Origin of the sequence: Paraburkholderia sabiae (genome assembly GCF_030412785.1) — a bacterium.
GTDB classification, from domain to species: Bacteria; Pseudomonadota; Gammaproteobacteria; order Burkholderiales; family Burkholderiaceae; genus Paraburkholderia; species Paraburkholderia sabiae.
Genome location: NZ_CP125295.1, coordinates 6,040,698 through 6,064,432 on the forward strand (window position 1 = coordinate 6,040,698; position 23,735 = coordinate 6,064,432).

23 protein-coding genes are annotated in these 23,735 nt (G+C 64.1%); 11 read left to right on the forward strand and 12 right to left on the reverse strand.

Annotated features, from left to right (window positions below; genetic code table 11):
• Positions 1 to 20 precede the first annotated feature (20 nt).
• The 7 genes from araH to QEN71_RS27115 form a co-directional block, all read right to left on the reverse strand.
• The gene (gene araH, locus QEN71_RS27085) at positions 21 to 1,037 is read right to left on the reverse strand and encodes an L-arabinose ABC transporter permease AraH (protein ID WP_201655837.1); all 1,017 of its coding nucleotides are present in this window, start codon (positions 1,035 to 1,037) and stop codon (positions 21 to 23) included.
• Between the two features lie 104 nt (positions 1,038 to 1,141).
• Entirely contained in the window at positions 1,142 to 2,656 is a 1,515-nt protein-coding gene (gene araG / locus QEN71_RS27090) for an L-arabinose ABC transporter ATP-binding protein AraG (RefSeq protein WP_201655840.1), read from the reverse strand.
• Positions 2,657 to 2,742: 86 nt separating this feature from the next.
• Positions 2,743 to 3,741 carry an arabinose ABC transporter substrate-binding protein gene (locus tag QEN71_RS27095; protein ID WP_201655844.1) on the reverse strand — a complete coding sequence of 333 codons (999 nt, stop codon included), beginning with the start codon at positions 3,739 to 3,741 and terminating at the stop codon, positions 2,743 to 2,745.
• Positions 3,742 to 3,955: 214 nt separating this feature from the next.
• The gene (locus QEN71_RS27100; protein ID WP_201655847.1) at positions 3,956 to 4,741 is read right to left on the reverse strand and encodes an SDR family oxidoreductase; all 786 of its coding nucleotides are present in this window, start codon (positions 4,739 to 4,741) and stop codon (positions 3,956 to 3,958) included.
• Positions 4,738 to 5,418, reverse strand: coding sequence for a 2-dehydro-3-deoxy-6-phosphogalactonate aldolase (locus QEN71_RS27105; RefSeq protein WP_201655850.1), 681 nt, complete (start codon positions 5,416 to 5,418; stop codon positions 4,738 to 4,740). Before QEN71_RS27105 ends, QEN71_RS27100 begins: the two co-directional genes overlap by 4 nt.
• 65 nt (positions 5,419 to 5,483) lie before the next feature.
• Positions 5,484 to 6,524, reverse strand: a complete 1,041-nt coding sequence (locus QEN71_RS27110; protein ID WP_201655853.1) for a 2-dehydro-3-deoxygalactonokinase — start codon at positions 6,522 to 6,524, stop codon at positions 5,484 to 5,486.
• Positions 6,521 to 7,474, reverse strand: coding sequence for an IclR family transcriptional regulator (locus QEN71_RS27115; protein WP_201655856.1), 954 nt, complete (start codon positions 7,472 to 7,474; stop codon positions 6,521 to 6,523). Before QEN71_RS27115 ends, QEN71_RS27110 begins: the two co-directional genes overlap by 4 nt.
• 532 nt (positions 7,475 to 8,006) lie before the next feature.
• Here QEN71_RS27115 and QEN71_RS27120 point away from each other — a divergent pair.
• Complete coding sequence (locus QEN71_RS27120; protein WP_201655859.1) at positions 8,007 to 8,522, forward strand: outer membrane protein; 516 nt, start codon at positions 8,007 to 8,009, stop codon at positions 8,520 to 8,522.
• Positions 8,523 to 8,604: 82 nt separating this feature from the next.
• On the opposite strand, the gene mtgA is transcribed toward QEN71_RS27120, so the two are convergent.
• From mtgA to mpl, 5 genes are all read right to left on the reverse strand, one after another.
• Positions 8,605 to 9,333, reverse strand: a complete 729-nt coding sequence (gene mtgA / locus QEN71_RS27125) for a monofunctional biosynthetic peptidoglycan transglycosylase (protein ID WP_201655862.1) — start codon at positions 9,331 to 9,333, stop codon at positions 8,605 to 8,607.
• 58 nt (positions 9,334 to 9,391) lie between these two features.
• Complete coding sequence (aroE, locus tag QEN71_RS27130; RefSeq protein ID WP_201655865.1) at positions 9,392 to 10,264, reverse strand: shikimate dehydrogenase; 873 nt, start codon at positions 10,262 to 10,264, stop codon at positions 9,392 to 9,394.
• Complete coding sequence (locus tag QEN71_RS27135; RefSeq protein WP_201655868.1) at positions 10,261 to 12,351, reverse strand: ribonuclease catalytic domain-containing protein; 2,091 nt, start codon at positions 12,349 to 12,351, stop codon at positions 10,261 to 10,263. The genes aroE and QEN71_RS27135 overlap by 4 nt, the downstream gene beginning before the upstream one ends.
• 140 nt (positions 12,352 to 12,491) lie before the next feature.
• Positions 12,492 to 13,094, reverse strand: coding sequence for a YqiA/YcfP family alpha/beta fold hydrolase (locus QEN71_RS27140; protein ID WP_201655871.1), 603 nt, complete (start codon positions 13,092 to 13,094; stop codon positions 12,492 to 12,494).
• Positions 13,091 to 14,500 carry a UDP-N-acetylmuramate:L-alanyl-gamma-D-glutamyl-meso-diaminopimelate ligase gene (gene mpl / locus QEN71_RS27145; protein WP_201655874.1) on the reverse strand — a complete coding sequence of 470 codons (1,410 nt, stop codon included), beginning with the start codon at positions 14,498 to 14,500 and terminating at the stop codon, positions 13,091 to 13,093. Before mpl ends, QEN71_RS27140 begins: the two co-directional genes overlap by 4 nt.
• A gap of 204 nt (positions 14,501 to 14,704) precedes the next feature.
• Here mpl and QEN71_RS27150 point away from each other — a divergent pair, with 204 nt between their 5' ends.
• From QEN71_RS27150 to QEN71_RS27195, 10 genes are all read left to right on the forward strand, one after another.
• The gene (locus tag QEN71_RS27150; protein ID WP_201655875.1) at positions 14,705 to 15,358 is read left to right on the forward strand and encodes a UDP-N-acetylmuramate--alanine ligase; all 654 of its coding nucleotides are present in this window, start codon (positions 14,705 to 14,707) and stop codon (positions 15,356 to 15,358) included.
• Positions 15,359 to 15,384: 26 nt separating this feature from the next.
• Positions 15,385 to 15,933, forward strand: coding sequence for a TlpA family protein disulfide reductase (locus QEN71_RS27155; RefSeq protein ID WP_201655878.1), 549 nt, complete (start codon positions 15,385 to 15,387; stop codon positions 15,931 to 15,933).
• A gap of 194 nt (positions 15,934 to 16,127) precedes the next feature.
• A complete protein-coding gene (gene aroQ / locus QEN71_RS27160) occupies positions 16,128 to 16,592 on the forward strand; it encodes a type II 3-dehydroquinate dehydratase (protein WP_028371785.1) in 465 nt (154 codons plus the stop codon).
• Between the two features lie 68 nt (positions 16,593 to 16,660).
• Positions 16,661 to 17,128, forward strand: a complete 468-nt coding sequence (gene accB / locus QEN71_RS27165; protein ID WP_201655880.1) for an acetyl-CoA carboxylase biotin carboxyl carrier protein — start codon at positions 16,661 to 16,663, stop codon at positions 17,126 to 17,128.
• Positions 17,129 to 17,269: 141 nt separating this feature from the next.
• Positions 17,270 to 18,637 carry an acetyl-CoA carboxylase biotin carboxylase subunit gene (accC, locus tag QEN71_RS27170; RefSeq protein ID WP_201655883.1) on the forward strand — a complete coding sequence of 456 codons (1,368 nt, stop codon included), beginning with the start codon at positions 17,270 to 17,272 and terminating at the stop codon, positions 18,635 to 18,637.
• Between the two features lie 3 nt (positions 18,638 to 18,640).
• Positions 18,641 to 19,543 (forward strand): 50S ribosomal protein L11 methyltransferase, encoded by a 903-nt coding sequence (gene prmA / locus QEN71_RS27175; protein WP_201655886.1) that lies wholly within the window; start codon positions 18,641 to 18,643, stop codon positions 19,541 to 19,543.
• A gap of 81 nt (positions 19,544 to 19,624) precedes the next feature.
• Entirely contained in the window at positions 19,625 to 21,388 is a 1,764-nt protein-coding gene (locus QEN71_RS27180; protein WP_201655889.1) for a DUF3426 domain-containing protein, read from the forward strand.
• A 93-nt stretch (positions 21,389 to 21,481) separates the two neighbouring features.
• On the forward strand, positions 21,482 to 21,982 hold the full coding sequence (gene tpx, locus QEN71_RS27185) for a thiol peroxidase (RefSeq protein WP_201655892.1): 501 nt from the start codon (positions 21,482 to 21,484) through the stop codon (positions 21,980 to 21,982).
• Between the two features lie 110 nt (positions 21,983 to 22,092).
• Complete coding sequence (locus tag QEN71_RS27190) at positions 22,093 to 23,037, forward strand: carbohydrate kinase family protein (RefSeq protein WP_201655895.1); 945 nt, start codon at positions 22,093 to 22,095, stop codon at positions 23,035 to 23,037.
• 95 nt (positions 23,038 to 23,132) lie between these two features.
• Positions 23,133 to 23,621, forward strand: coding sequence for an outer membrane lipoprotein (locus QEN71_RS27195; RefSeq protein WP_223959185.1), 489 nt, complete (start codon positions 23,133 to 23,135; stop codon positions 23,619 to 23,621).
• Positions 23,622 to 23,735 lie beyond the last annotated feature (114 nt).

Sequence of the window (23,735 nt, forward strand, 5' to 3'; positions counted from 1 at the left end):
GCGTTGAGTGTGGCGATGAATCAGTCGCGCGTGCCGCGGTTCTTCAACTGGTCCAGCAGCACGGCGGCCAGCAGGATCGCGCCGCGCACGAGGTACTGGTAGAACGCGTCGATGTTCATCAGGTTCATCACGTTTTCGACCGTGCCCATGATGAGCACGCCGATCACGACGCCCGAAATCGTCGCGCGGCCGCCGAGCAGCGACACGCCGCCCAGCACGCACGCCGAAATCACGTTCAGCTCGAAGCCTTCAGCGGCGTTCGGCTGACCCGACGTGATACGCGACGCGAGAATCACGCCTGCCAGCGCCGTCACCGCACCCTGGATCAGGAAGATGTAGACGCGCGTGCGTTCCACATTGATACCTGCAAGACGCGACGCTTCCGGATTGCCGCCGATCGCCAGCGTGTTACGGCCGTACACCGTCGAGTTCAGCATCACGCCGAACACGATGAAGCAGACGAGCGTGACCCAGATCGGCAGCGACACGCCGAACATCGACAGGCCGCCGAGCGCGATGAACGTATCCGACGACACACCGACTGCCTGACCGTGCGACACGATGAAGCCGAGGCCGCGCACGATTTCCATCGTCGCGAGCGTCGTGATCAGCGCGTTGATGCGCAGATACGCAATCACCGCGCCATTGACGAAGCCGATCACCGAACCGGCGACGACAGCCGCGATGATCGCGATGAACGTGTTGCCCGTCGCGTTGAGCACCATCGCGCACAACACGCCCGCGAACGCGACCGTCGAACCGACCGACAGGTCGAAGTCGCGCGACGCGAGACAGAACATCATCGTGCACGCGACCATGCCGATCTGCGAAATCGACAGCGCGAGGCCGAGCATGTTTTCGATCGAGAAGAAGTGATCGACGGTCAGCGACATCGTGATGAACATCACCGCGAAGATCACGATCAGGCTGTACTCGGTGATCTGCTGCCACCACTTCTGCTTGTCGCTGGCTTGCGGAATCAGCGCTTCGGCGGCGCTCTTGGCGGCCTGTTGCGCGAGGTTTTCTCTGGCTTGCATTTGGTTCACTCCTCCCGTTCCCCACGGGTTGCAGGACTATTAAAGGCCCCGACAGTTACAGATGACTTGCGGTTTTCGATTCACTCGACGCAGTGCGCGGACCTTCAGGCCGCCTGCGCCGTCGTCGAACTCTTCGGCAGCGCGAGGCTCAGCACCGATTGCTCGGTTGCCGCGCTGCGCGACAGTTCGCCCGAAATACGCCCCTGGCGCATCACGACGATCCGGTCCGACACGCCGAGCACTTCCGGCAGTTCCGACGAAATCATCACGATCGCGCAGCCGCGCTCGGCCAGTTCGTAAATCACGTTGTAAATCTCGTGCTTCGCGCCGACGTCGATGCCGCGCGTCGGTTCGTCGAGAATCACCACGCGCAGATCCGGCTCGGCCAGCCAGCGCGACAGAATCGCTTTCTGCTGGTTGCCGCCTGACAGAAAACGGATCTTCTGACGACGGCTCGGCGTCTTGATCTTCAGGAGCTTGATGAAACGGTCGGCCGTTTCGGCTTCCTTCTTGCGGTCCAGAAACAGCCCCGCCTTCAGATAATGACGGCGGCAGCTGATATTGATGTTCTCCGCCACCGACGCAATCGCGACGATGCCTTCTTCCTTGCGGTCTTCCGGACACAGCACGATGCCCTGGCGGATCGCGTCGCCGGCGCTCTTCACCTTGATCGGCTTGCCGTCGAGCACGAGTTCGCCGCCCTTCTTCGGGTCGTCGCCGTAGATCAGGTGCATCAGCTCGCTGCGGCCTGCGCCGACCAGCCCGAAGAAGCCGACGATCTCGCCGCGGCGCACTTCGAAGCTCGCCGGTTCCGTCAGCGGCTTGCCTTCGATGTTCTTCACCGAGAAGCGCACTTCGCCGAGTTCACGGGCGCGGTAGCCGTAGATATCCGAGATTTCGCGGCCGACCATTTCGCTCACGATCGTGTCGCGGCTCACGCCTTCGAGCGAAGGATGCGACGCGACCTTGCGGCCGTCGCGGAAAATCGTGCACGCGTCGCACAGCTGATAGATCTCGTCCATCCGGTGCGAGATGTAGATCAGCGCGCGGTTGTCGGCGCGCAGATCGCGCACCAGCTTGAACAGCACTTCCGTCTCGCGGTGCGACAGCGAACTCGTCGGTTCGTCGAGCGCGATCACGCGAGCATTGCGCATCAGCGCCTTACAGATTTCGACCATCTGGCGCTGCGCGATGGAGAGCTTGCGCAGCTTCGCGTTCGGGTCGAGATCGACGCCCATCGCCGCCAGCTGTTCGCGCACGAAGCGCTTCGCGTCGCCCTTCTTCACGAAGCCGATCGTGTTCGGCAAACGGCCGAGCAGCAGGTTTTCCGACACCGTCAGGTCCGGCACGTACTGCAGTTCCTGGTGAATCACCGCGATTCCCGCAGCGATCGACGCGCCCGCATTTGCGAAACGCACTTCGTTTTCGTCGATCAGCACACGGCCGGAATCCGGCTGATATTCGCCACCGAGAATCTTCAGCAGGGTCGATTTCCCCGCGCCGTTTTCGCCCATCAGGCCATGCACCTGGCCGGCATGCACGTCGAAAGAGATTCCGTCGAGCGCACGCACGCCTGGAAACACCTTGCCGATATTGTCAAAACGCAGCGTCGCTGACACTTTGCCTCCTTCTGATTCGTTACGACTTACATGGCGCGTGAACGCCGTTGCTGCCGGTATTCACGCGCCCTCGCTTCAAAAAACGCTTACTTCGATGCGAGACCCATCTTTTCACGCACTTCGCCGACGTTGTCGCGCGTGGCCAGCATGCCCGTCGTCAGCGTGAGCTTCGGCGGTTCCTTGCCTTGCGTGATCCACGAGTACATCAGTTCCGACGTCTCTTCGCCGTGACGCTTCGGGCTGATGATCACGGTGCCGTAGAAGCCCGTCGGGTTCGGCTTCTTGAACTCGTTCAGTGCCGAGTCCGAACCGCCGATGCCGATGCCGATCATGTTGTCGGCCTTGAAGCCGCGGCCTTCCGCTGCACGAACCGCGCCGAGCACGGCTTCGTCGTTCAGGCCGTAGGCGACCCAGTGCTTGAAGTTCGGGTTCTTCGTCAGCGCGATGTTCGCCGCGTTGAACGCGTTTTCCGTGTCGGTCTTCGCTTGCGGCGCAGCGATGATGTTGGCCTTCGGGAAGCCGGCGGCGATCAGCGCGTCGGTGGCGCCCGACGTGCGGTCGTGTGCCGTCGGCAGCTGTTCGTAGGTCACGTCGATCGCGCCGACGTCCTTCATGTCCCAGCCGCGCTTCTTGATTTCAGCCGCGAGACCGTCGCCGACCTGCTTGCCGATGTTGTAAGCCGAGATGCCCATATGCGGCACCGACTCGATCGGCTTGCCCGCGCCGTCGACGAGGCGGTCGTCGACCGTCATCATCTTCAGGTTGTCAGCCTTGGCCTTCGCGACGATGCCCGGTCCGAGCTTGACGTCCGGCGTGCAGATCACGAAACCTTGTGCCTTTTGCGCAGCGAGGTTGTCGATTGCGCTCATGACCTTCTCGCCCGACGGCGCGCCGATCTTCACCAGCGTGAAGCCCTTTTCCTTGGCGGCCTGTTCGGCGAACTTCCACTCGTCCTGGAACCACGGCTCTTCGGGTTGCTTCACGAGGAAGCCGATCTTGACCGGGTCGGCGGCTTGCGCGACGGGTGCGTTGAAGAGCACCGCCGTCGCCGCTGCTGCCAGCGTGAGGAAAATTCTGCGTTTCATGTTGCGTGTCTCCTGACTAGTGAGTAACGAGAAGGTATCGGCCGCGTCTTCTTGTACCGCCTTCGACACACGCGGCCAGCGCGTCAGGCGGGTCACAACATCGCCTCGTTGCCGAGGCGGGTTTGCTGCTGTTTTCTGTTCTTTCGCTACTGCGTTCGTTCTTCGCTTTTTCTTCGCTGTTTCTTCGTTACTGCCCCGATGCGTTGCGGTCTTCTCAATCGTGATAGAGCGCCGAGCGTCCTCCGTCGACGGTGATGCAGCTCGCGTTGATGAACGGCGCTTCGTCCGACGCGAGAAACACGGCCGTCATCGCGACTTCTTCCGGCGTGCCGATGCGGCCCATCGGCTGCAAATCCAGCGTTGCCTGTTTCGCGGCGGCGGGATCGGACTGACCGTCCCACCAGTCGCGCGTCAATTGCGTCTCGATGTAGCCCGGCGCGATCGCGTTCACACGCACGTTGCGCGGCGCGTACTCGATGCCGAGCGCGCGCGTCAGGCCAAGCACGCCGTGCTTCGCCACCGGATACGGGAAGCAGCCCGGAATGATCTTGAACGAGTGTGTCGACGCGATGTTCACGATGCTGCCCGCACCGCGTTCGACCATGCCCGGCAGCACCGCGCGGCAACCATTCCACACGCCGTCCAGATCGACGGCGAAGCAGCGGCGCCAGTCGTCGTCGGTCATCGTCAGCGGATCGCAGAACACGTTGATCCCCGCGTTGTTCACGAGCACGTCGATGGGACCGAACGCCTTTTCCGCTTCACTCACCGCGCGCTGCACGGACGCCGATTGCGTCACGTCTGTCTGCACGGCGAGCGTCTTGCCGCCTGCGTCTGCCGTTTGCGTGGCAATGTCGGCGGCCGTGCGCTGTGCGGTCTCGATATCGAGTTCCGCGAGCACGACAGCGGCGCCTTCGCGCGCGAAAGCCGTCGCGATCGCCGCGCCGATCCCGCGTCCCGCGCCCGTCACCAGCGCCACCTTGCCTTGCAGCCGTTTCATTTCTTCACGCTCGCGCGCGCAATGCGCAGACCGTTGATGAACGCCTTCGCATGCGAACCCGTCGTCGTCGCCGGCTGGCCCGGTTTGTACAGCGCCGAGCCGAGCCCGAAACCGTTCGCGCCCGCGGTGAGGAACGGCCCCATGTTGTCCGGCGCGATCCCGCCGACGGGCAAGAGCGGCACGTCCTTGTGCAGCACCGCGCGCCACGCCTTCACGATCTGGCAGCCGAGCTGCTCGGCGGGGAACATCTTCAGCACGTCGGCACCATTCTTCAGCGCGATGAACGCTTCCGTCATCGTCGCGACGCCGGGCGCGCACGCCATTGCGAGCGACTTCGCCGTCGTCACGACTTCGGGATCGCTGTGCGGCATCACGATCAGTTCGCCGCCCGCCGCCTTCACGTCATGCACGAGTTCGCCGCGCAGCACCGTGCCCGCGCCGACGATGCAGTCCGCAGGCAGCGCCTGACGGATCGCCGAAATGCTGTCGAACGGATTCGGCGAATTGAGCGGCACTTCGATGATGCGAAAGCCTGCTTCGTACAGCGCGCGGCCCTGATCGGCGGCATCGGCGGGCGTGACGCCGCGCAGAATCGCGATCAGCGGACACACTTCGAACGCGGCCATCAGGCCGGCGTGCGGCTGGTACGGAGCGGGCAGATTCAGATCGAGTTGCATGTCGGTTCCTTTGGTTTTGCGCGGCGGCTCGGGCGCGTTTTTTGGCTCGCGTTTTGGCTAGCGTTTCAGCTCGCCTGTACGGCGCCCGACGCCTCGCTGACGAGCCCCGCTTGCGCCGCGATGCGCCACAAGCCGCGCTCCGTCGCCTGCTTCACGAGGTCCGCCTGATGACAGCCGAACTGCGCGAGCGCGAGACGATATCGCTCGCACAGCGCTTCGTTGCCGATCAGCTGCAGCGCGTTGCCGGCGAGCGTCGATTGCTGTTGCGCGAGCGCCGCTTCGAGGCCGCTCAGTTCGTGACCGATCAGGAGACCGGACAGGTAATCGGGTTGCTGCTCGCGCGCCAGCTGGCCCGTGAGGCCCAGCGTGCGCGTGCTGAAAATCGTCGCGAGCACGCCGGCCTTGCCCTGGTCACGCGCGACTTGTACGCCGCGCAGGAAGGCGCCCGTATCCGGATGGTCGGGCGTGATCATCGTGCGGCCGAGAATCGTGTGCTCGGAGAGCGCGGCGAACACCTCGCCCGTCATGAACGTGTCGAATCGTTCGATCTTCGCGTCGCGCACCATCACCCATTTCGCGTGCGTGCCGGGCAAACCGATCAGCATGCCCTTGCTCGCCGCCGACGCCTGCGCACAAGCCAGCGCGCCGAAAATCTGCGTTTCCTCGCCGCGCATCACGTTCGGCAAATCGCCGTTCTGCAGCACGCCAGGCACGATGTTCAGCGGCACGCCGCGCGCCGTCTGCACGCGCACGATGCCCGCGACGAGCGCATCGGCGCTGGCGGGCGCGCTCACGTAAGGCGCTTCCTTCCAGCCTTGCGCGCTGCCGACCATGCCTGCCGCGATCACGGGCAGATTGGGCGTGGCGTCCAGCCATGCGCCGACGACGGCGTCGAACGCGGCGTCGAAACCGCCTTCCGCGGCCGGGCGCGGCAAATTCATGATGCCCGCCGTCGAAGCGCGCGTGTCCAGCACGGCGCCGTGCGCGTCGAACAGATACGCGCGCAGCGACGTCGTGCCCCAGTCGAGCGCGATCAGTGCGGCGTTATTCGCCGTCTGCGCGGGCCGGGCTTGTTCCAGCGACAGGGTCGAACCCGTCTGATTCATCGTTTGATCCTGCGGGTAGTCGGTTGCGGAACACGCCAGCCCAGCTCTTCCGAAATTGCGCGCGCTTCGCGCTGCACGACGGGAATCAGTTCGTCCATCCGTTCGAGCGACATGTACGGAATCGTGCTCGCCACCGACAGCGCCGCGACGATCGAACCCGACGCATCGCGCACGGGCGCCGCCACGCAGCGGATCGACGCTTCGTTCTCTTCGAGGTCGAACGTGAAGCCGCCGGCCGAGTAGTTCGTCATGCGCTGCATGAACGTCTGCTGGTCGGGCCGGTTGTCGGGCTTGAAGCTGACGCCCGCGAGCGCGCGGCGCGACGCGTCGAACAGCGACTGCCACTGGTCCGGCACGAGGTCGAGCATCATCGCCTTGCCGATGCCCGTCGATGCGAGCGGCATCCGGTGACCGACGCGCGAACGCATTTCCAGACCGCGCGTGCCGGGAATCTTGTCGATGTACAGCACGTCGTCGCCGTCGCGCACGCCGAGGTGAATCGTATCGTGCGTCTGTTCCGCGAGCGACTCCAGATGCGGACGCGCAACCTGCGTGAGCGGCATCTGTTCGAGCGCGATCGTGCCGAGTTCGATCAGCTTCGGGCCAAGCAGATAGCCGCCCTGCACCTGGCGCAGATAGCGCGCCTGCACGAGGCTGCTGACGAGCCGGTGCGTCGTGCTGCGCGTCGTGCCGAGCGCGGCGCCGAAGGTGCGCAGATCGCGCACGCCGGCGGCGGCCGCTTCGAGAATCGCGAGGCCGCGCAGCAGCGTTTGCGTGCCGGCTTGCTGCGGCGTGATGTCGAGCAGCGTGCTCGGCAGTCCGATCGTGTCGGCGGGCGGCGGCGGCACAACGGCACCGTTCGCGGGACGTGCAGCGGGCTTGCGCGGCACTTCGACTTCAGGCGCTTCGGGCGCGTCGGACTCGGCGTGAGAGGTCATCGCTTTGTTCATGGCGACTGGGCAACAGACAAAAGGTGAGTTACCGGGAGAAGCCGGCGTGACGGCTTGCGTCGGGAGCGGGTCGAAGCTGCGCGAGCGGGTCGGTCAGCAAGATGCTGGAAGGCATGGCGTGGTGTCTCCGATTTTCGTCCCGCTTCGTAGGACGCGCGGTGCACGTCGATGAAGCGGTGTTTCTGGCCGGTTTCGGCTTGTTGAACCGGATTGTAGGGCGCTTTTTTGAGATTCACCAACATATGAGCGTCGCGTCCATATTTTGGGAATCATGCATCAAGGATGCGAGACGCGTTGTTGGAGACATTTCGCAAGCATTCACGCTTCCTGTCCGATCCTGTCCGCCATAGCAGAAGAGCCTGTCAGTTTCGCGGGGGCGCTTTTAAGAACACTCCGATTGAGCGTGCATGAGGCTGTACTTAGGCTGCTCCCGCTCTAAGTCGACGCTTAAAAGACTTGGGGAACGCCGTTTCGGCCCACTTCCGGAGCTTTTCGATTCTCAAGAGCTCTCGCGATTTTCAGGTTCCCAAAAATGACAGCAATCAAGACTTTATTGGCATGTGCAGCGATTGCGCTCAGCGCTGCCGCGCAAGCACAACCGACCCAGCAGCAACTGATCGACGATTTTTCCGGTCCGTATGTCGGCGCCAAACTGGGCGTGAATGTGTCGAGCGCATCGGGCGCGACGGACAAGCCGACGCACTCGACGGTCTTCCCCGGTTTCGTTGCCGGTTATGGCTTCAACGCAGGCCCCGTAATGCTCGGCGCGGAAATCTTCGCGGATCTGCATCACGGTTCGGCGACCTTCAAGGACGGCGGCATCGACGCGAAGATCGGCTATCCCGTTGGTCAGTTCATGCCGTATGCGCGTCTCGGTGTGACCACCGACTGGCCGGCCTCGCGCTTCAACTACGGGCTTGGCGTCGAATACATGTTCATGAAAAACGTGAGCCTGTTCTCGGAATGGACGCACGATGCCACGCATGCGGACAACACGCACTGGACGAACGACAGCCTCACGATCGGCGCGAATTACCGCTTCCGGTAAGCAGTTGCTCCAAAACAAAAACGGCGATTATCTGCACGATAATCGCCGTTTTCATTGCCTGTTTGCGCTTGAATCCGGATCGTCACTCTGGCAATTCCGCCGCGCCCATTCTTCGCGCGATCACCCGCGCGCGCTGCGCGAGGTACCCCGAACTGCGATGCTCATCGAAGTATTTCGGTCTCGGCAGCATGACCGCGAGCCGCGCCGATTGTCCCGCCGTCAGCTTCGCCGCCGATGTCCTGAAGTAGTAGCGCGCCGCCGCTTCCGCGCCGTACACGCCGTTGCCCCACTCGACCGAATTCAGATAGATCTCGAAGATTCGCTCTTTGTCCATCAGCGTCTCAAGCATCCACGTGATGATCAGTTCCTGGCCCTTGCGGATATAGCTCTTCTCACGCGACAGAAACAGATTGCGTGCAAGCTGCTGCGTGATCGTCGAGCCGCCTCTGACGATCTTGCCGCGCGCCTTGTTTTTCTCCCATGCCTGGAGAATCGCGTCCGTCTCGTAGCCGTTGTTATTGACGAAGTTCGCATCTTCCGACGCGATGATTGCGCGCTTCAGATTGCGTGAGATCTGGTCGTAGGACACCCACGTGTGCTGGATCGACAAGTCCGGACGATCTTGAGAAAGACGCCAGGCATCGGAACGCATGAAAGCCGTCGATTGCGGATTCACGTAGTTCCAGACGGCAATCTGCGCAAAATAGAACAGTTGTGTCGCGATCCACGCGACGGCGAAGACCGCGCCGGCGTACATCAACCAGCGTGCGGGACTGGCGGCTTGCCCCTTTGCGCGCTTCGTTCTTGTCATCGTCGTCGCCATATCGTCGCCGTGCCGTGAGATGAGCGAATGAGCGGCGCTTACGCCGTCACGCGCTCTGCGGTGCGCGCAGCATCTCGCGCAGTGCCGCCAGCACGGGCGCGCCGTCGGGACGCACGCCGCGCCACACGAAGAACGACTCCGCCGCCTGTTCGACCAGCATGCCGAGACCATCCGCCGCGCGCGCTCCCAGCTTGCTCGCGTGCTGCATGAAGACGGTTGGCTGCGCGCCGTACATCATGTCGTACGCGAGTGTGTGCGCGCCGAACGCGCTATCGCCGCACTCGGGCAGCGATGCATCGAGGCTGCTTGCCGTCGCGTTGACGATCACGTCGTACGCGCCTGCTTCGATTGCCTGTGCGCTGCCGCCCGTCAGACGGCACGCGGCGTCGCTGGCCGCGTCCGAAAATTGCGCGACGAGTTCGTCGGCCTTCGATGCCGTGCGGTTCACGATGGTCAACGACTGCGGCTTGCGTTCGAGCATCGGCAATACAACGCCACGCGCCGCGCCGCCCGCGCCGAGCAGCAGCACGCGCGCGCCCTTGAGCGACACGCCCAGGTTCACTTCGATGTCGCGCACGAGGCCGAAGCCATCTGTGTTGTCGCCGTACACGCCGCCGTCTTTTTCGAAACGCAGCGTGTTGACCGCGCCCGCTGCCGCCGCGCGCGGCGACAGCGTGGTCGCGAACGCGTGCGCGTCGAGCTTGAACGGCACGGTGACATTCATGCCACGGCCGCCTTCGTCGATGAACGCACGCACGTGCCCGACGAACTGGTCGACGGGCGCCAGCAGCCGGCCATATTCGACGGGCTCGCCCGTCTGTTCGGCGAACTGCGCGTGGATCAGCGGCGACTTGCTGTGCGCAATCGGATTCCCGATCACCGCGTATTTGTCGCGCGGCGTGGTCTGGTTCGAACTCATTGGCCTTGCTCCGTCGCGTGCTGCGTCGAGTCGTTGTTCTGCTGATCGGCAGCTTGCTCGCCTTCCGCCGCGCCTTCCGTGTCGGCTTCGGCCTTGGCTTCGGCTTCGCTTTCGGCGGATTCGTCGGTGGCGTCGATGATTTCTTCGTCGGCCTCTTCCTCTTCTTCCGTGCCGCTCGTCACGGTCGGCGCGTCGATCACGTGCAACAGGCGCACGGACGCTTCGACCGTCAGCTCATCCACCGACATCACGTCGAGCATCAGTCGCGTGCCGCGCGCGTGCACGCCGAGACCCGGCACATGCAGTAGCAACGGCACTTCTTCGAGACGCACCAGATCGCCCTTTACGACAGACGCCGCGACCTGCTTGCGGTTTTCCTGCGTGAGCCAGCGCAGACACCAGAAATACTCCATGCGGCGCTGATGATCGGCGTACGCGGTGTACGTATCGTCGAAACCTTGCACGACGGCGAACAGATCAGCGTCCTTCGGCTTGAACGGCGCGGCGAGCTTCGCCGTCACGCCGTGCTGCACGCACGCGATCAGTTGCCATTGATTGACGAGGTCGACGTAACGGCGCAGCGGCGACGTGCTCCACGCGTACTGCGCGACGCCGAGGCCTTCGTGCGGCGCGGCCGTCGTCTGCATGCGGGTGCGCTTCGGGCCCGTCGGCGCGCCGAACGCGCGCTGCGAACGATAGATGCCCGGCACGCCGTGATCGTGCAGGAACGCGCCCCACGTCGAGTTCGCGAGAATCGCCAGTTCGGCGACGATCGTGTCGAGCGGCGAACCGCGGCGGCGCGGCGTGATCGAGATGTGCTCGCCGTCGACGTAGAAGTTGTAGTCCGTATTGCGCTGCACTTCGCGCTTCAGGCCGTAACCGGCGCGCGCGACCTGACGCTTCTCGAACAGCGCCTGCGCGAACGGCCACAGCACCGCGATGTCTTCCTTGTGCGGATACTCGCCCGTACCGTTGGCGAGCGCGTCTTCCGTCACCAGTTCGTCGAGCGTGTTGTGGCGCAGATTGTTCTTCACGTAGACGAGTTCGGCGCGCGTTTCACTCGCGACGATTTCCTGCGTCTCGCGATTGACGATGCTGTACAGCGACAGCGCCGGACGCAAGCCGCCTTCGGCAAGCGTGAAGCGGTCGACTACACCGTCGGGCAACATCGTGATCTTGTCGCCCGGCATGTAGACCGTGGACAAACGGCCGCGCGCGATTGCATCGACGGCGTCGCCGCGTTCGATGCCCAGCGCCGGCGCGGCGATGTGAATGCCGATCCGCACGCGGCCATCGGACAGATGCTCGACGGAGAACGCATCGTCGATTTCAGTCGTCGTCACGTCGTCGATCGAAAACGCTTCGACTTCCGCTTGCGGCAGATCTTCCGGCAATTCGCCGACCGTGACAGGCGGGAAACCGGTGCCGTGCGGGAAGAATTCCGACAGGAAGCGCGCTTCGTGCAGCGCGCGGGCCGACGGAATGCCGCCGCATTCGAGCATCAGACGCGCCGCCGAAATGCCGCGCGCCGCCGCCGCCGCTTCGAGCGCCTTGTATTCGATCGAATTCTTGTCGGGCTTCGTCAGCAGACCGAGCGCCTTGCTCTGGAAGCCGTCGGGCAGACGGCCCGCCTTCATTTCGTCTTCGTAGCCCTGCTGCACGAGCGCCTGCTGGCGTTTGCGTTCGAGCGACGCGAGCGCCATTTTCAGCTGCTCTTCCGGCGCGCGCTGATACTGGCCGCGCCCCTTGCGACGGAAATAGATGGGCGAGCCGTGCATGCGCAGAATCAGCGCGGCGCGTTCGACGGGCCCGAAGGTGTCGCCGAAATAGTCGGCGCCGAGCGTCGCAAACGGAAACTCGTCTTCGGGCGCGCATTCCCACAGGAAGTCCAGATCGATGTCCTGCGCGACGACGTCGGCCTGTTCCATCAGCTCGCCCGCCGTCGGCTTGTCGAACTCGATCAGCACGTCTTTCGCGCGGACCTTCGCGCGGCGTCCGCCCGGCAGTTCGACCTGAAACGCGTCGCCTTGACGCGACAGCACGCTGCCCGCCTTGAAACTACCCGATTCCTCGAAGAAAACGTTCACTCAATACTCTCGTTCTGGCTTGCGTCAGCCGGCGCGCGGTGCTGCATGCTGCTTGCGTCTGCGCGCGTCGGCGTCGTGTTCGGTGTGGTGCTCCGCAACGCGCGTGCCTTTCGGGCGCGCTCCGGCTGCGGATCATCGGATCATGCCGCCTCGCGTGGCGCGGGCGGCTCGGCGTCGGCGGCGTCGCAAAATGCGAGCACGTCGTCGACATAGTCGGGAAATTCGCTGATCGCGTGGTCGCTGCCTTCGATCAGCTTCGTCCGCACGCCGGGATAGTGCGCGAGCATTTCGCGATAATCGAGCACTTCGTCGCCGGTGGCAGCAAACAGATAATAGCGTTCGGGATGCGTGATCTGCGCGACGCCTAACGCACGCAACTCATCAAGATGATGCGGCTCGACGACGATGCTGCCGCCGCCATGCCACAACGGCTGCTCGCCGAGATAGTGGCTCAGATCGCGCTGCGGCACGACGGCCGGGTTCAGCAGCACCGCGCGCCAGCCGTGCTTCTCCGCGAGATGCGTCGCGAAGTAGCCGCCGAGCGAACTGCCAACCAGCGTCACGCGCGCCGGCTTCTCTTTCGCGACGATTTCTTCGACGAGCGCCACCGTTTCCAGCGGCGACACGGGCAGCATCGGACAGCACCATTCGGCGCGGCGTCCCAGCGCCTCGAGACGCTCGGCCATCACGCGCGCCTTGAAGGAATTGGGCGACGAGCGGAAACCGTGCAGATACAGAATCACGCGACGCCCCGCGCCTGCGCCGTCGGCCGCACCGACAGCGCGTCGAGCAGCTTCTGATGCACGCCGCCGAAACCGCCGTTGCTCATCACCAGCACCTGATCGCCCGGCTGCGCGGCTGCCACGACCGCCTTGACGAGCGTATCGATGTCGTTGAATGCCTGCGCCTTGTCGCCCATCGGCGCGAGCGCTTCGGCGAGATCCCAGCCGAGCGCGTCCTTGCCGGACGGCGCGCCGTAACCGAACACGAGATCGGCGTCGGCGAGACTCGACGGCAGTTGCGCTTTCATCACGCCGAGCTTCATCGTGTTCGAGCGCGGCTCCAGCACGGCGAGAATCCGCGTATTCGTACGACCGATGCGCGTGCGCAGACCGGCCACCGTCGTTTCGATCGCCGTCGGGTGATGCGCGAAGTCGTCGTACACGGTCACGCCGTCGACGCTGCCGCGCACTTCCATCCGGCGCTTCACGTTACGGAACGTCGCCAGCGACTTCGCGGCTTGCGCGGGCGGCACGCCGATATGACGCGCGGCAGCGATTGCGGCGATCGCGTTCATCCGGTTGTGATCGCCCTGCACCTGCCAGTCGACCACGCCGACGCGCTCGCCGTTGTGATACACGGCGAAGCGTTCGTCGACGGCGACGCCGTCTTCAGCGGGCAGCGCCTGCCAGCCGCCTTCGACGCCGAAGCGCTCGACTTCGCTCCAGCAGCCACGCGTGAGCACTCGGTCGAGCGCGGCTTCGCGGCCATTCGAGATGACGCGGCCGATGCCCGGCACGGTACGCACGAGGTGATGGAATTGCGTTTCGATCGCGGCGAGATCGGCGAAGATGTCCGCGTGATCGAATTCGAGATTGTTCAGGATCGCAGTGCGCGGCCGGTAATGGACGAACTTGGAGCGCTTGTCGAAGAACGCGGTGTCGTATTCGTCGGCTTCGATCACGAAGAAGCTCGAATCCGTCAGCCGCGCCGACACGCCGAAGTTCAGCGGCACGCCGCCGATCAGAAAGCCCGGATTCATGCCCGCGTCCTCGAGCAGCCACGTCAGCATGGAAGTCGTCGTGGTCTTGCCGTGCGTGCCCGCCACGGCCAGCACCCACTTGCCGTTCAGCACATGCTCGCCGAGCCACTGCGGGCCGGACGTGTACGGCAGCCCGCGATTCAGGATTTCTTCCATCAGCGGATTGCCGCGCGTCACGACGTTGCCGACCACGAACAGATCGGGCTTCAGTTCGAGTTGCTCGACGCCCCAGCCTTCGATCAGCTTGATGCCTTGCGCCTCCAGCTGCGTGCTCATCGGCGGATAGACGCCGGCGTCGCAGCCCGTCACCGTGTGACCGGCGTTGCGCGCGAGAACCGCGAGACCACCCATGAACGTGCCGCAGATGCCGAGGATGTGAATGTGCATAAAGCTGTCGCGCCGCAAGGCGTGTTTTGCGTGGAAAAAGATGCGCGCCGGGAGCGAAAAAGCCCTCGTGCAAAGGACGACTATTGTAACCGACAGCCCCGCCCGTTCTTGATCGTGCGTGCTATTCGGCAGAGCCCTTCGGGGCTCGCGCGGGCGGGTGGCGGCGTCAAAAGGCCGTCAGGCTTTCTCTAGTATGATTGTCGGATGGTTCGCAAATCACACTTCGATCCGCAGCGCGTGCGCGAGGAAATCGCCATCGCGGCTGCGCGGATGATCGCCGAAGACGGTCTCGATTACTCGACGGCCAAGCGCAAAGCCGCGCGGCAAGTCGTCGGGGAGACGCGCGTCGCGGGCGAATGGCTGCCGGATAACGACCAGATCGAGGAAGAAATTCGCGAATACCAGTCGCTGTTCCAGGGCGACAGCCAGCCGGCCGTGCTGCGCCGGCTGCGCGAGATCGCGCTCGACTGGATGCAGCGGCTCGCGCCGTTCAACAGCTATCTGACGGGCGCCGTGCTAGGTGGGACGGCCGGCGAACATTCCGATATTCATCTGCAAGCGTTCTGCGACAACCCCAAGGAAGTCGCCATTTACCTGCTCAATGCCAACGTGCAGTACGACGTTTCGGAGACACGGCACTTTGCGGGCCGCGGCTACGTCGAAACCTTGAGCTTTCTCTGGCGTCCGGCGAACGAAGGCCGGGACACCGAACCGGTAGGCATCCACGTCGCGCTGTACGGCACCGACGATCTGCGCGGCGCCGTGCGGGCCGACGCGCGCGGCCGTCTTGCGCGCGCCGACATCCGCGCCGTTCAGGCGCTGATCGACGAAAGCGGCGCGGCGCCTTCCACGAACTGAACACCTCGATCGGGCACATGCACTATATGAAGCGAATTCTGGCAGTCGCGGCCGTCGCCGTCGTCGCGACCGTGGGCGGAGCGGTGGCGGGCCACTGGCTCCTCGGCAACAACGATCTCGCGGGCGTGGCGAACGCGGCGCCCGCCGACAGCGCGAACGCCGTCAATCAGCTGTGGGCAGCGAAAGTCACCAACGCCGACGGCGCGCCGCAGTCGCTTGCCGGCTTCAAGGGCCATCCCGTCGTCGTCAACTTCTGGGCGTCGTGGTGCGGACCGTGCGTCGAAGAAATGCCGTCGCTGTCGGCGTTGCACAAGGAATACTCGAAAAAGGGTATCGAGTTCGTCGGTCTGGGCGTCGACTCCGACAAGAACATCAAGGCGTTCCTGCAGAAAGTGCCCGTCAACTATCCGATCTACGTCGCCGGCTTCGGCGGTGCGGACCTCGCGCGCGCGTTCGGCAACAACGCGGGCGGTTTGCCTTACACGGTCGTAATTGATGCCAAAGGCGTCGTACGGTCGACAAAACTCGGCCAGATCAAGCCGGACGAGCTGAAACGCACGCTCGACGCGCTATAACGCCAACAACTTTTTGACATTTAGTTGAGAACCTTTGGCCTCAGGTTGGGCGATATTCGCACTTAAATGTCAGAAGTTCTGCTAGTTGCTGCTATCCTGGTAAGGGCGCGAGACGTGCCGCCCGTTCGAGAAACTAGACAAATTTCTCTAATCGGCGCTAAAGTGCGCCCAATTCCACGGAAAACGAAGCGACCATGACGCGACTGCTGGTTCTGCACGGCCCCAACCTCAACCTTCTCGGTACACGGGAACCCGAGGTGTATGGCCGCGTTACGCTCCCGCAGATCGATCAGGCGCTGGCCGACCGCGCAGCGGACGCCGACGTCGAACTGGCCACCTTCCAGAGCAATCACGAAGGCGCGCTCGTCGACCGCATCCAGGCCGCGCGAACCGAGAAGACCGATTTCATCCTGATCAATCCCGCAGCGTACACGCATACGAGCGTGGCGATCCGGGACGCACTGGCGGGCGTCGGCATCCCGTTCGTCGAGATTCATCTGTCGAACGTGCATCGTCGAGAACCGTTTAGGCATCACTCGTATTTTTCCGACCAGGCAGAGGGCGTGATTTGCGGCCTCGGCTGGAAGGGTTATCTGTACGCACTCGAATATGCGCTCGACCGGTTGGCCGTTGGGGCGGCCGGATCGTCGCGCAACTGACAACCCAAAACACGAATTCGGCGCTGGCGGCAACCCGCCGGCGCTTCACGCATTGAAGGGGAAAGCCCATGGATCTACGTAAACTGAAGACTCTGATCGACCTCGTCTCCGAGTCCGGCATCTCCGAACTCGAAGTGACCGAGGGCGAAGGCAAGGTGCGCATCGTCAAGAACGCGCCGCCGGTTTACGTCCAGCAGCCCGGCAACTTTGCGCCGCAATTCGCGGGTTCGGCACCGGCCGCCGTCGGCCACGCAGAGCAGGCGCCTGCCGGCGCTGCAACGCCCGCCGCTGCCGCACCGCAAGGCCATGTCGTGACGTCGCCGATGGTCGGCACGTTCTACCGCGCACCGTCGCCGGGCGCAGATCCGTTCGTGCAGGTCGGCGACACGGTCAAGGAAGGCCAGACGATCTGCATCATCGAAGCGATGAAGCTGCTGAACGAGATCGAATCGGACCAGGCTGGCGTGATCAAGGAAATCCTCGTCGAGAACGGCCAGGCGGTCGAGTACGGCCAGCCGCTGTTCGTGATCGGCTGATACGGCGCGCTTTTAGCCAGCTCGCCGTTCGCCATCCGCGCGCCCTACTTCTTCGGGCGCGCAACCGATCCTCTGAGGCAGCCGCCCGCCCTTTCGAACCAACCGGGCCCGCGGCGCCCATTGATGAGTCGAATATCCGCTATGTTTGAAAAAATCCTCATTGCCAATCGTGGCGAAATCGCGCTCCGCATTCAGCGCGCGTGCCGCGAACTCGGCGTCAAGACGGTCGTCGTCTATTCCGAAGCCGACAAGGAAGCCAAGTACGTGAAGCTCGCCGACGAGGCGGTCTGTATCGGACCGGCGCCGTCGAACCTGAGCTACCTGAACATGCCCGCGCTGATCAGCGCGGCGGAAGTCACGGACGCCGAAGCGATTCACCCCGGCTACGGCTTCCTGTCCGAGAACGCGGACTTCGCCGAGCGCGTCGAACAATCGGGCTTCGTCTTCATCGGCCCGCGTCCCGACACGATCCGCCTGATGGGCGACAAGGTCACCGCGAAGCAGACGATGATCAAGACGGGCGTGCCCTGCGTGCCCGGTTCGGAAGGCGCGTTGCCGGAAGATCCGAAAGAGATCGTGAAGATTGCGCGCGCGGTCGGCTACCCGGTGATCATCAAGGCGGCAGGCGGCGGCGGTGGCCGCGGCATGCGCGTGGTGCACACGGAAGCCGCGCTCGTGAACGCCGTCAACATGACGCGTGAAGAAGCCGGCCGCGCATTCGGCAATCCGCAGGTCTACATGGAGAAATACCTGGAGAACCCGCGGCACATCGAAATCCAGATTCTCGCGGACTCCTTCAAGAACGCGCTGTGGCTCGGCGAACGCGACTGCTCGATGCAGCGCCGCCACCAGAAGGTGATCGAAGAGGCGCCGGCGCCCGGCATCGCGCGCCGTCTGATCGAGCGTATCGGCGATCGTTGCGCGGACGCGTGCAAGAAGATGGGCTATCTCGGCGCGGGCACGTTCGAGTTCCTGTACGAAAACGGCGAGTTCTACTTCATCGAAATGAACACGCGCGTGCAGGTCGAGCACCCGGTCACGGAACTGATTACGGGCATCGACATCGTGCAGGAACAGATCCGCATCGCGGCTGGCGAAAAGCTTGCCATCCGTCAGCGCGACATCCAGTTCCGCGGACATGCGATCGAATGCCGTATCAACGCCGAAGATCCGTTCAAGTTCATTCCGTCGCCGGGACGTCTGACGTCGTGGCATATGCCGGGCGGTCCCGGCATTCGCGTCGATTCGCACGCGTACAACGGTTATTTCGTTCCGCCGAACTATGATTCGATGATCGGCAAGCTGATCGCTTACGGCGCGACGCGCGAGCAGGCGATCAAGCGGATGCGTATCGCGCTGTCGGAAATGGTGGTCGAAGGCATTCAGACCAACATCCCGCTGCATCGCGAGCTGATGCTCGACGCGAAGTTCGTCGAGGGCGGCACGAGCATCCATTACCTCGAAAACCGGCTGGCCGCGAAGCTGCAAGCCGCACCGGAAGAAGCGTAATCAATGAGTTACCGGGAACTGATCGTCGAACTCGCGCGCGAGCATGCGGAAGCGTTGTCGGATGCGTTGCTCGAACTGGGTGCGTTGTCGGTGTCCGTCGAAGACGCGGATGCCGATACGCCCGACGAGCAGCCGCTGTTCGGCGAACCCGGTCTCACGCCGGAGCGCACCGCGTGGACGCACTCACGCGTGATCGCGCTGCTGGCGCCGGAACACGAACCGGCCGTGCTGCTGGCGGCCGCTGCGAATGAACTCGGTCTCGCCGATACGCCGTCGTTCAGCGTGCGCGAGGTCGAAGAACAGGACTGGGTGCGCCTCACGCAATCCCAGTTCGATCCGATTCCGATCGGCGAACGCATCTGGGTCGTGCCGTCATGGCACGACGCACCCGATCCGAACGCGCTCGTACTCGAGCTCGATCCGGGCCTTGCATTCGGCACGGGCAGCCATCCGACCACGCGTCTGTGCATGGAGTGGCTCGAGCAGTCGGTGCAGAAAGATCAGTCGGTGCTCGACTACGGCTGCGGCTCGGGCATTCTCGCGATTCTCGCGAAGAAGTGCGGCGCGAATCCCGTGATCGGCATCGACATCGATCCGCAAGCCGTCGAATCCGCGCGCCACAACAGCGAGCGCAATCACGCTGATGTGACGTACGGTTTGCCCGACGATTGTCCCGAAGGCGAGTTCGATATCGTCGTCGCGAACATTCTGTCGAATCCGCTGAAGCTGATGGCCTCGATGCTGTCGTCGAAGGTGAAGCCGGGCGGCCGCATTGCGCTGTCGGGCATTCTCGCGCGACAGGCAGAAGAAGTGGCGAGCGTCTACCGGCAGTGGATCGACATCGCCGTGTGGCGCGAACACGAAGGTTGGGTATGTCTTGCGGGAACGCGACGCGAAAGCAATTAGAATAAGGCATATTTGTTTGCTTCCGGCCCCATTCGGCACCTCATTTGGCATCTTGGCGGCTCACCGGTCTTTCGGCTCGATATGCTTCTAGCGACACGCTGTCCCTTCTGCGAAACCGTCTTCAGGCTCCAACCGGAGCAGCTCACGCTGCGCCGCGGACTCGTGCGTTGTGGCCATTGCAAAGAAGTATTCGATGCATCGAGCAGCCTGTTCGACGTGAGCAACGGCGTCAGTATCGACAAGGCGAAGCCCGTGACGATCGACGATGTCACGGCCTACACGCTCGGCTCGCTCGCGAACGGCGGCGCTGAAGCTGCGGTGCGGGAAACGAAGCCGGTGGCGCCGCCTGTCGTGACGCAGGTGCAGGAAGCGGCGCCCACGCAGCCGGTGGAAACGCAAAACGAGCGCCCCGCCGCTGCCGAACCCGAATCCAATCGCGAAACGGCGCGCGCAGAACAAGCGCCTGCGGGACCGCGCGTCGAAACCGAGGCGGCAGCGCAACCGTCGCCCGCCGCCGACGCGCAACACGCGCCGTCCGAACACGAGCCCGACTTCCGCGCGGAAGCATGGAATCCGTGGGCGCCCGCGCCCGATGCGTCGATCGACCGGCGCATCCGCCATAACGCGTCGACGATTCCGTTCAACCCCGTCACGATCCCGCGTTCCGCGCAACCGCCGCTCACGCTCGAACTCACCGAGTCCGAGCCGATGAATCTCGAGAAGGCGATCGCGCGCAACCCGGTCGAGCGCGACCCGGTCGAGCCGCACATCAAGGCGAGCGCCGAACAACAAGTCGAACAGCGCGTCGAGCCGACCGTCGCCGTGCAGACGGAGCCGAAGGTCGGACCGACTGCCGAAGCGCAATCGCAACCTCGCGTCGAAGAACCTGCCGTGGCGCCCGCACAGTCGAAAGCGGAGCCGGCCTTCGACGGCGCGTCCGCGCGCGACTTCGAACGCGACATGCGCGAATCGACGACGCACGCATGGCGCGAACCGGAATCGCTGCGCGAATCCGCAGAGACCCAGCGCGGCCAGGCAGCGCCAAAGCCCGAAGCCAAAGCGCCGCTGCACGATCCGTTCGACGACGATCTGCGCGAACCGCCGCGCGACAAGCCCAGCAAGCCCGCGTTCGAAAACGACGACCGCACCGTTTCGCCGTCAGCCGATCACGCCGGACAGCCGCGCGAGCGCGAACCGTACTTCGGCGCACCATCGGCGGAACCCGATCTCGAACCGCGCTTCGGCGCCGACGCGGGCGCACGCGATCAATACGGCGAGCCGTATCGCACGCCATTCGCGGCACCACACGGAGGCGACGACGATGCCTTCGCCGTCACGCGTGAGCCGCGCGAGCCTGAAGCGAAGCGCCTCATGTGGCACATCGGGGGCGGCGTCGCGGGCGGCCTGCTCGCCTGTTTGCTGCTCGTGCAACTGGCGTGGTGGCAGCGCGAATCGGTGATGGTCGCGTGGCCCGATTCGCAGGCGCTGTTCGTCAAGGCCTGCTCGAATCTGGGCTGCAAGATCGAACCGCCGCGCGATATCGACGGATTGCTGGTCGAGCCGTCGGATCTGCGTCAAGTCGACGGTCCGCACAAGCTCGAACTGAAGATGCCGCTGCGCAACCGTTTCGATCTCGCGCTCGCGTATCCCGCCGTCGAACTGACGTTGCTCGACGAGAACAACAACATCGCCGTGCGGCGCGTGCTGTGGCCGCAAGACTATGTGAAGCCCGGCACGCCGATCGCGGCGGGCCTGCCCGCACGCACGACGCAGACGATGATCGTGCGCCTCGACACCGGCGACACGGTCGCCTCGAACTTCCGCGTGCAGATCTTCTATCCGTAATCCGTCGATCTGCAGCGCGTGCAGCTTGTCCGCGCGTCCGGCGCAAACCGGCCGCGCATCCCGTCAATCCCTGACGAATCTTCGGAGCACAACATGAGTCAAGTCACGCTGGGTGGCAACCCGATCGAAGTCGCTGGCACGTTCCCGTCCGTGGGCCAGGCGGCGCCCGCCTTCTCGCTCGTCGGCAAGGATCTGAAGCCGCTCACGCTCGGCGACTTCGCTGGCAAGCGCAAGGTGCTGAACATCGTCCCGAGCCTCGACACGCCGACCTGCGCAACGTCCACGCGCAAGTTCAACGAAGCGGCTGCCAAGCTGAACAACACGGCCGTGATCGTCGTGTCGGGCGACCTGCCGTTCGCCGCGACGCGCTTCTGCACGACGGAAGGCATCGAGAACGTCGTCACGGCTTCGACGTTCCGCGGCCATGAGTTCGCGCAGGCGTACGGCGTCGACGTGACGAGCGGCCCGCTGACGGGCCTGACAGCACGCGCCGTCGTCGTCATCGACGAAAACGACAAGGTCGTGCACGCCGAACTCGTCGGCGAAATCAAGAACGAACCGAACTACGACGCAGCGCTTGCCGCGCTGAAGTAAGCTTCATATTTGCGTCGATACAGCGCCGCGCCCGTATCGCATCGGGCGCGGCGCTGTCACATCGTCGCGCCCTTTTTCTTCTCCGACCGACACTTATAGGAACGCTCGCCTTGGCTACGCTGATTTGCGGCTCGCTCGCCTACGACAACATCATGACCTTCGAAGGGCGCTTTCGGGAGCACATCCTGCCGGAACAGGTCCACATCCTGAACGTCAGCTTCCTCGTGCCGACGATGCGCCGCGAATTCGGCGGCTGCGCGGGCAATATCGCCTACTCGCTGCATCTGCTCGGCGGCGATGCGCGCATCATGGCGACGCTCGGCGCCGTCGACGCGCAACTCTACGTCGACCGTCTCGACACGCTGGGTCTGTCGAAAGAACACGTGCGCGTGCTGCCCGACACGTACTCGGCGCAGGCGATGATCACCACCGACCTCGAGAACAATCAGATCACCGCGTTCCACCCGGGCGCGATGATGCAGTCGCACCTGAACCGCGCGGACCAGCCCGGCGTGAAGCTCGGCATCGTCGCGCCGGACGGCTTCGACGGCATGATCCAGCACTCCGAACAGTTCGCCGCGGCAGGTACTCCGTTCATCTTCGATCCGGGTCAGGGGCTGCCGCTGTTCGACGGTGAGTCGCTGCGCCGCATGATTGAACTTGCCACTTACGTCGCAGTCAATGATTACGAAGCTGCGTTGGTGAGCAACAAGACGGGCTGGTCGATCGAAGAAATCACGAGCCGTGTCGATGCACTGATCGTCACGCGCGGCGAGCACGGGGCACAGATTCACCATGCAGGCGGCATCGAAGAGATTCCGGCCGTCAAGGCGAAGCAGGTGCTGGACCCCACGGGTTGCGGCGATGCGTTCCGGGGCGGCCTGCTGTACGGCATCGAGAAGGGCCTCGGCTGGGCGACCACCGGCCGTCTCGCCAGTCTGATGGGCGCGCTCAAGATCGAACATCAAGGGCCGCAAAACTATGCGCCGTCGCGCGCGGAGATCAACGAACGGTTCAAGCAGGCGTTCGGCTACGAACTGCCAGAGGGCGCCTGACACAGCGAGCAGCGAACAGCGCCCGCTGCGCATACGCCGCGCCTGACCGATCGGGTTTGAGGGGCTCGAGGCGAGCCCCGTTTGGAGTTTAGGGAATGAAAACAACGAATCGCAGTTTGGGCCGCCTGGTTGTAGGCGCGGTGATCGTCAGTTCGCTCGTGATGTCGGGCTGTGCGTACAACAGCAGTTCCGCCGACGTGTACACGTCGTCACAGGCGCAGCGCGAAGAGACGGTCCGCATGGGCACCGTCGATAGCGTGCGCGCCGTGAAGATCAGCTCGAACAACGGCCAGCCAAGCGGTATCGGCGCAATCGGCGGCGGCGCACTCGGCGCGGTTGCGGGCAGCGCGATCGGCGGCGGACGCGGGTCCATTCTGACGGGCATCGTCGGCGGGCTGGCGGGCGCTGTTGCCGGCAACACGGTCGAGAACAGCACCGCAATGCGCGACGGCGTCGAGATCACCGTGCGTCTCGACAACGGCGACATGCGCGCGATCACGCAAAGCGCGACGGGCGAAATCTTCCGCGCCGGCGAGCGCGTGCGTCTGCTTTCGAGCGGCGGCGTGACGCGCGTCACGCACTGACGCAAACCCTTTCCCTGTCGGCGGCGCACTTGCGCCGTGTCGGCAACCTCACACGCATGCGCTCCCCTGTGCATGCGTTTTTTTTGGTCCGGCGTTTGCGTCGAGCTGTACTGC

Coding starts and splice junctions, on each gene's coding strand:
- araH (WP_201655837.1), bottom strand. CDS start 1,037: ATGCAAGCCAGAGAAAACCTCGCGCAACAGGCCGCCAAGAGCGCCGCC.
- QEN71_RS27095 (WP_201655844.1), bottom strand. CDS start 3,741: ATGAAACGCAGAATTTTCCTCACGCTGGCAGCAGCGGCGACGGCGGTG.
- QEN71_RS27100 (WP_201655847.1), bottom strand. CDS start 4,741: ATGAAACGGCTGCAAGGCAAGGTGGCGCTGGTGACGGGCGCGGGACGC.
- QEN71_RS27105 (WP_201655850.1), bottom strand. CDS start 5,418: ATGCAACTCGATCTGAATCTGCCCGCTCCGTACCAGCCGCACGCCGGC.
- QEN71_RS27110 (WP_201655853.1), bottom strand. CDS start 6,524: ATGAATCAGACGGGTTCGACCCTGTCGCTGGAACAAGCCCGGCCCGCG.
- QEN71_RS27115 (WP_201655856.1), bottom strand. CDS start 7,474: ATGAACAAAGCGATGACCTCTCACGCCGAGTCCGACGCGCCCGAAGCG.
- QEN71_RS27120 (WP_201655859.1), top strand. CDS start 8,007: ATGACAGCAATCAAGACTTTATTGGCATGTGCAGCGATTGCGCTCAGC.
- mtgA (WP_201655862.1), bottom strand. CDS start 9,333: ATGACAAGAACGAAGCGCGCAAAGGGGCAAGCCGCCAGTCCCGCACGC.
- aroE (WP_201655865.1), bottom strand. CDS start 10,264: ATGAGTTCGAACCAGACCACGCCGCGCGACAAATACGCGGTGATCGGG.
- mpl (WP_201655874.1), bottom strand. CDS start 14,500: ATGCACATTCACATCCTCGGCATCTGCGGCACGTTCATGGGTGGTCTC.
- QEN71_RS27150 (WP_201655875.1), top strand. CDS start 14,705: ATGGTTCGCAAATCACACTTCGATCCGCAGCGCGTGCGCGAGGAAATC.
- QEN71_RS27155 (WP_201655878.1), top strand. CDS start 15,385: ATGAAGCGAATTCTGGCAGTCGCGGCCGTCGCCGTCGTCGCGACCGTG.
- aroQ (WP_028371785.1), top strand. CDS start 16,128: ATGACGCGACTGCTGGTTCTGCACGGCCCCAACCTCAACCTTCTCGGT.
- accB (WP_201655880.1), top strand. CDS start 16,661: ATGGATCTACGTAAACTGAAGACTCTGATCGACCTCGTCTCCGAGTCC.
- accC (WP_201655883.1), top strand. CDS start 17,270: ATGTTTGAAAAAATCCTCATTGCCAATCGTGGCGAAATCGCGCTCCGC.
- prmA (WP_201655886.1), top strand. CDS start 18,641: ATGAGTTACCGGGAACTGATCGTCGAACTCGCGCGCGAGCATGCGGAA.
- QEN71_RS27180 (WP_201655889.1), top strand. CDS start 19,625: ATGCTTCTAGCGACACGCTGTCCCTTCTGCGAAACCGTCTTCAGGCTC.
- tpx (WP_201655892.1), top strand. CDS start 21,482: ATGAGTCAAGTCACGCTGGGTGGCAACCCGATCGAAGTCGCTGGCACG.
- QEN71_RS27195 (WP_223959185.1), top strand. CDS start 23,133: ATGAAAACAACGAATCGCAGTTTGGGCCGCCTGGTTGTAGGCGCGGTG.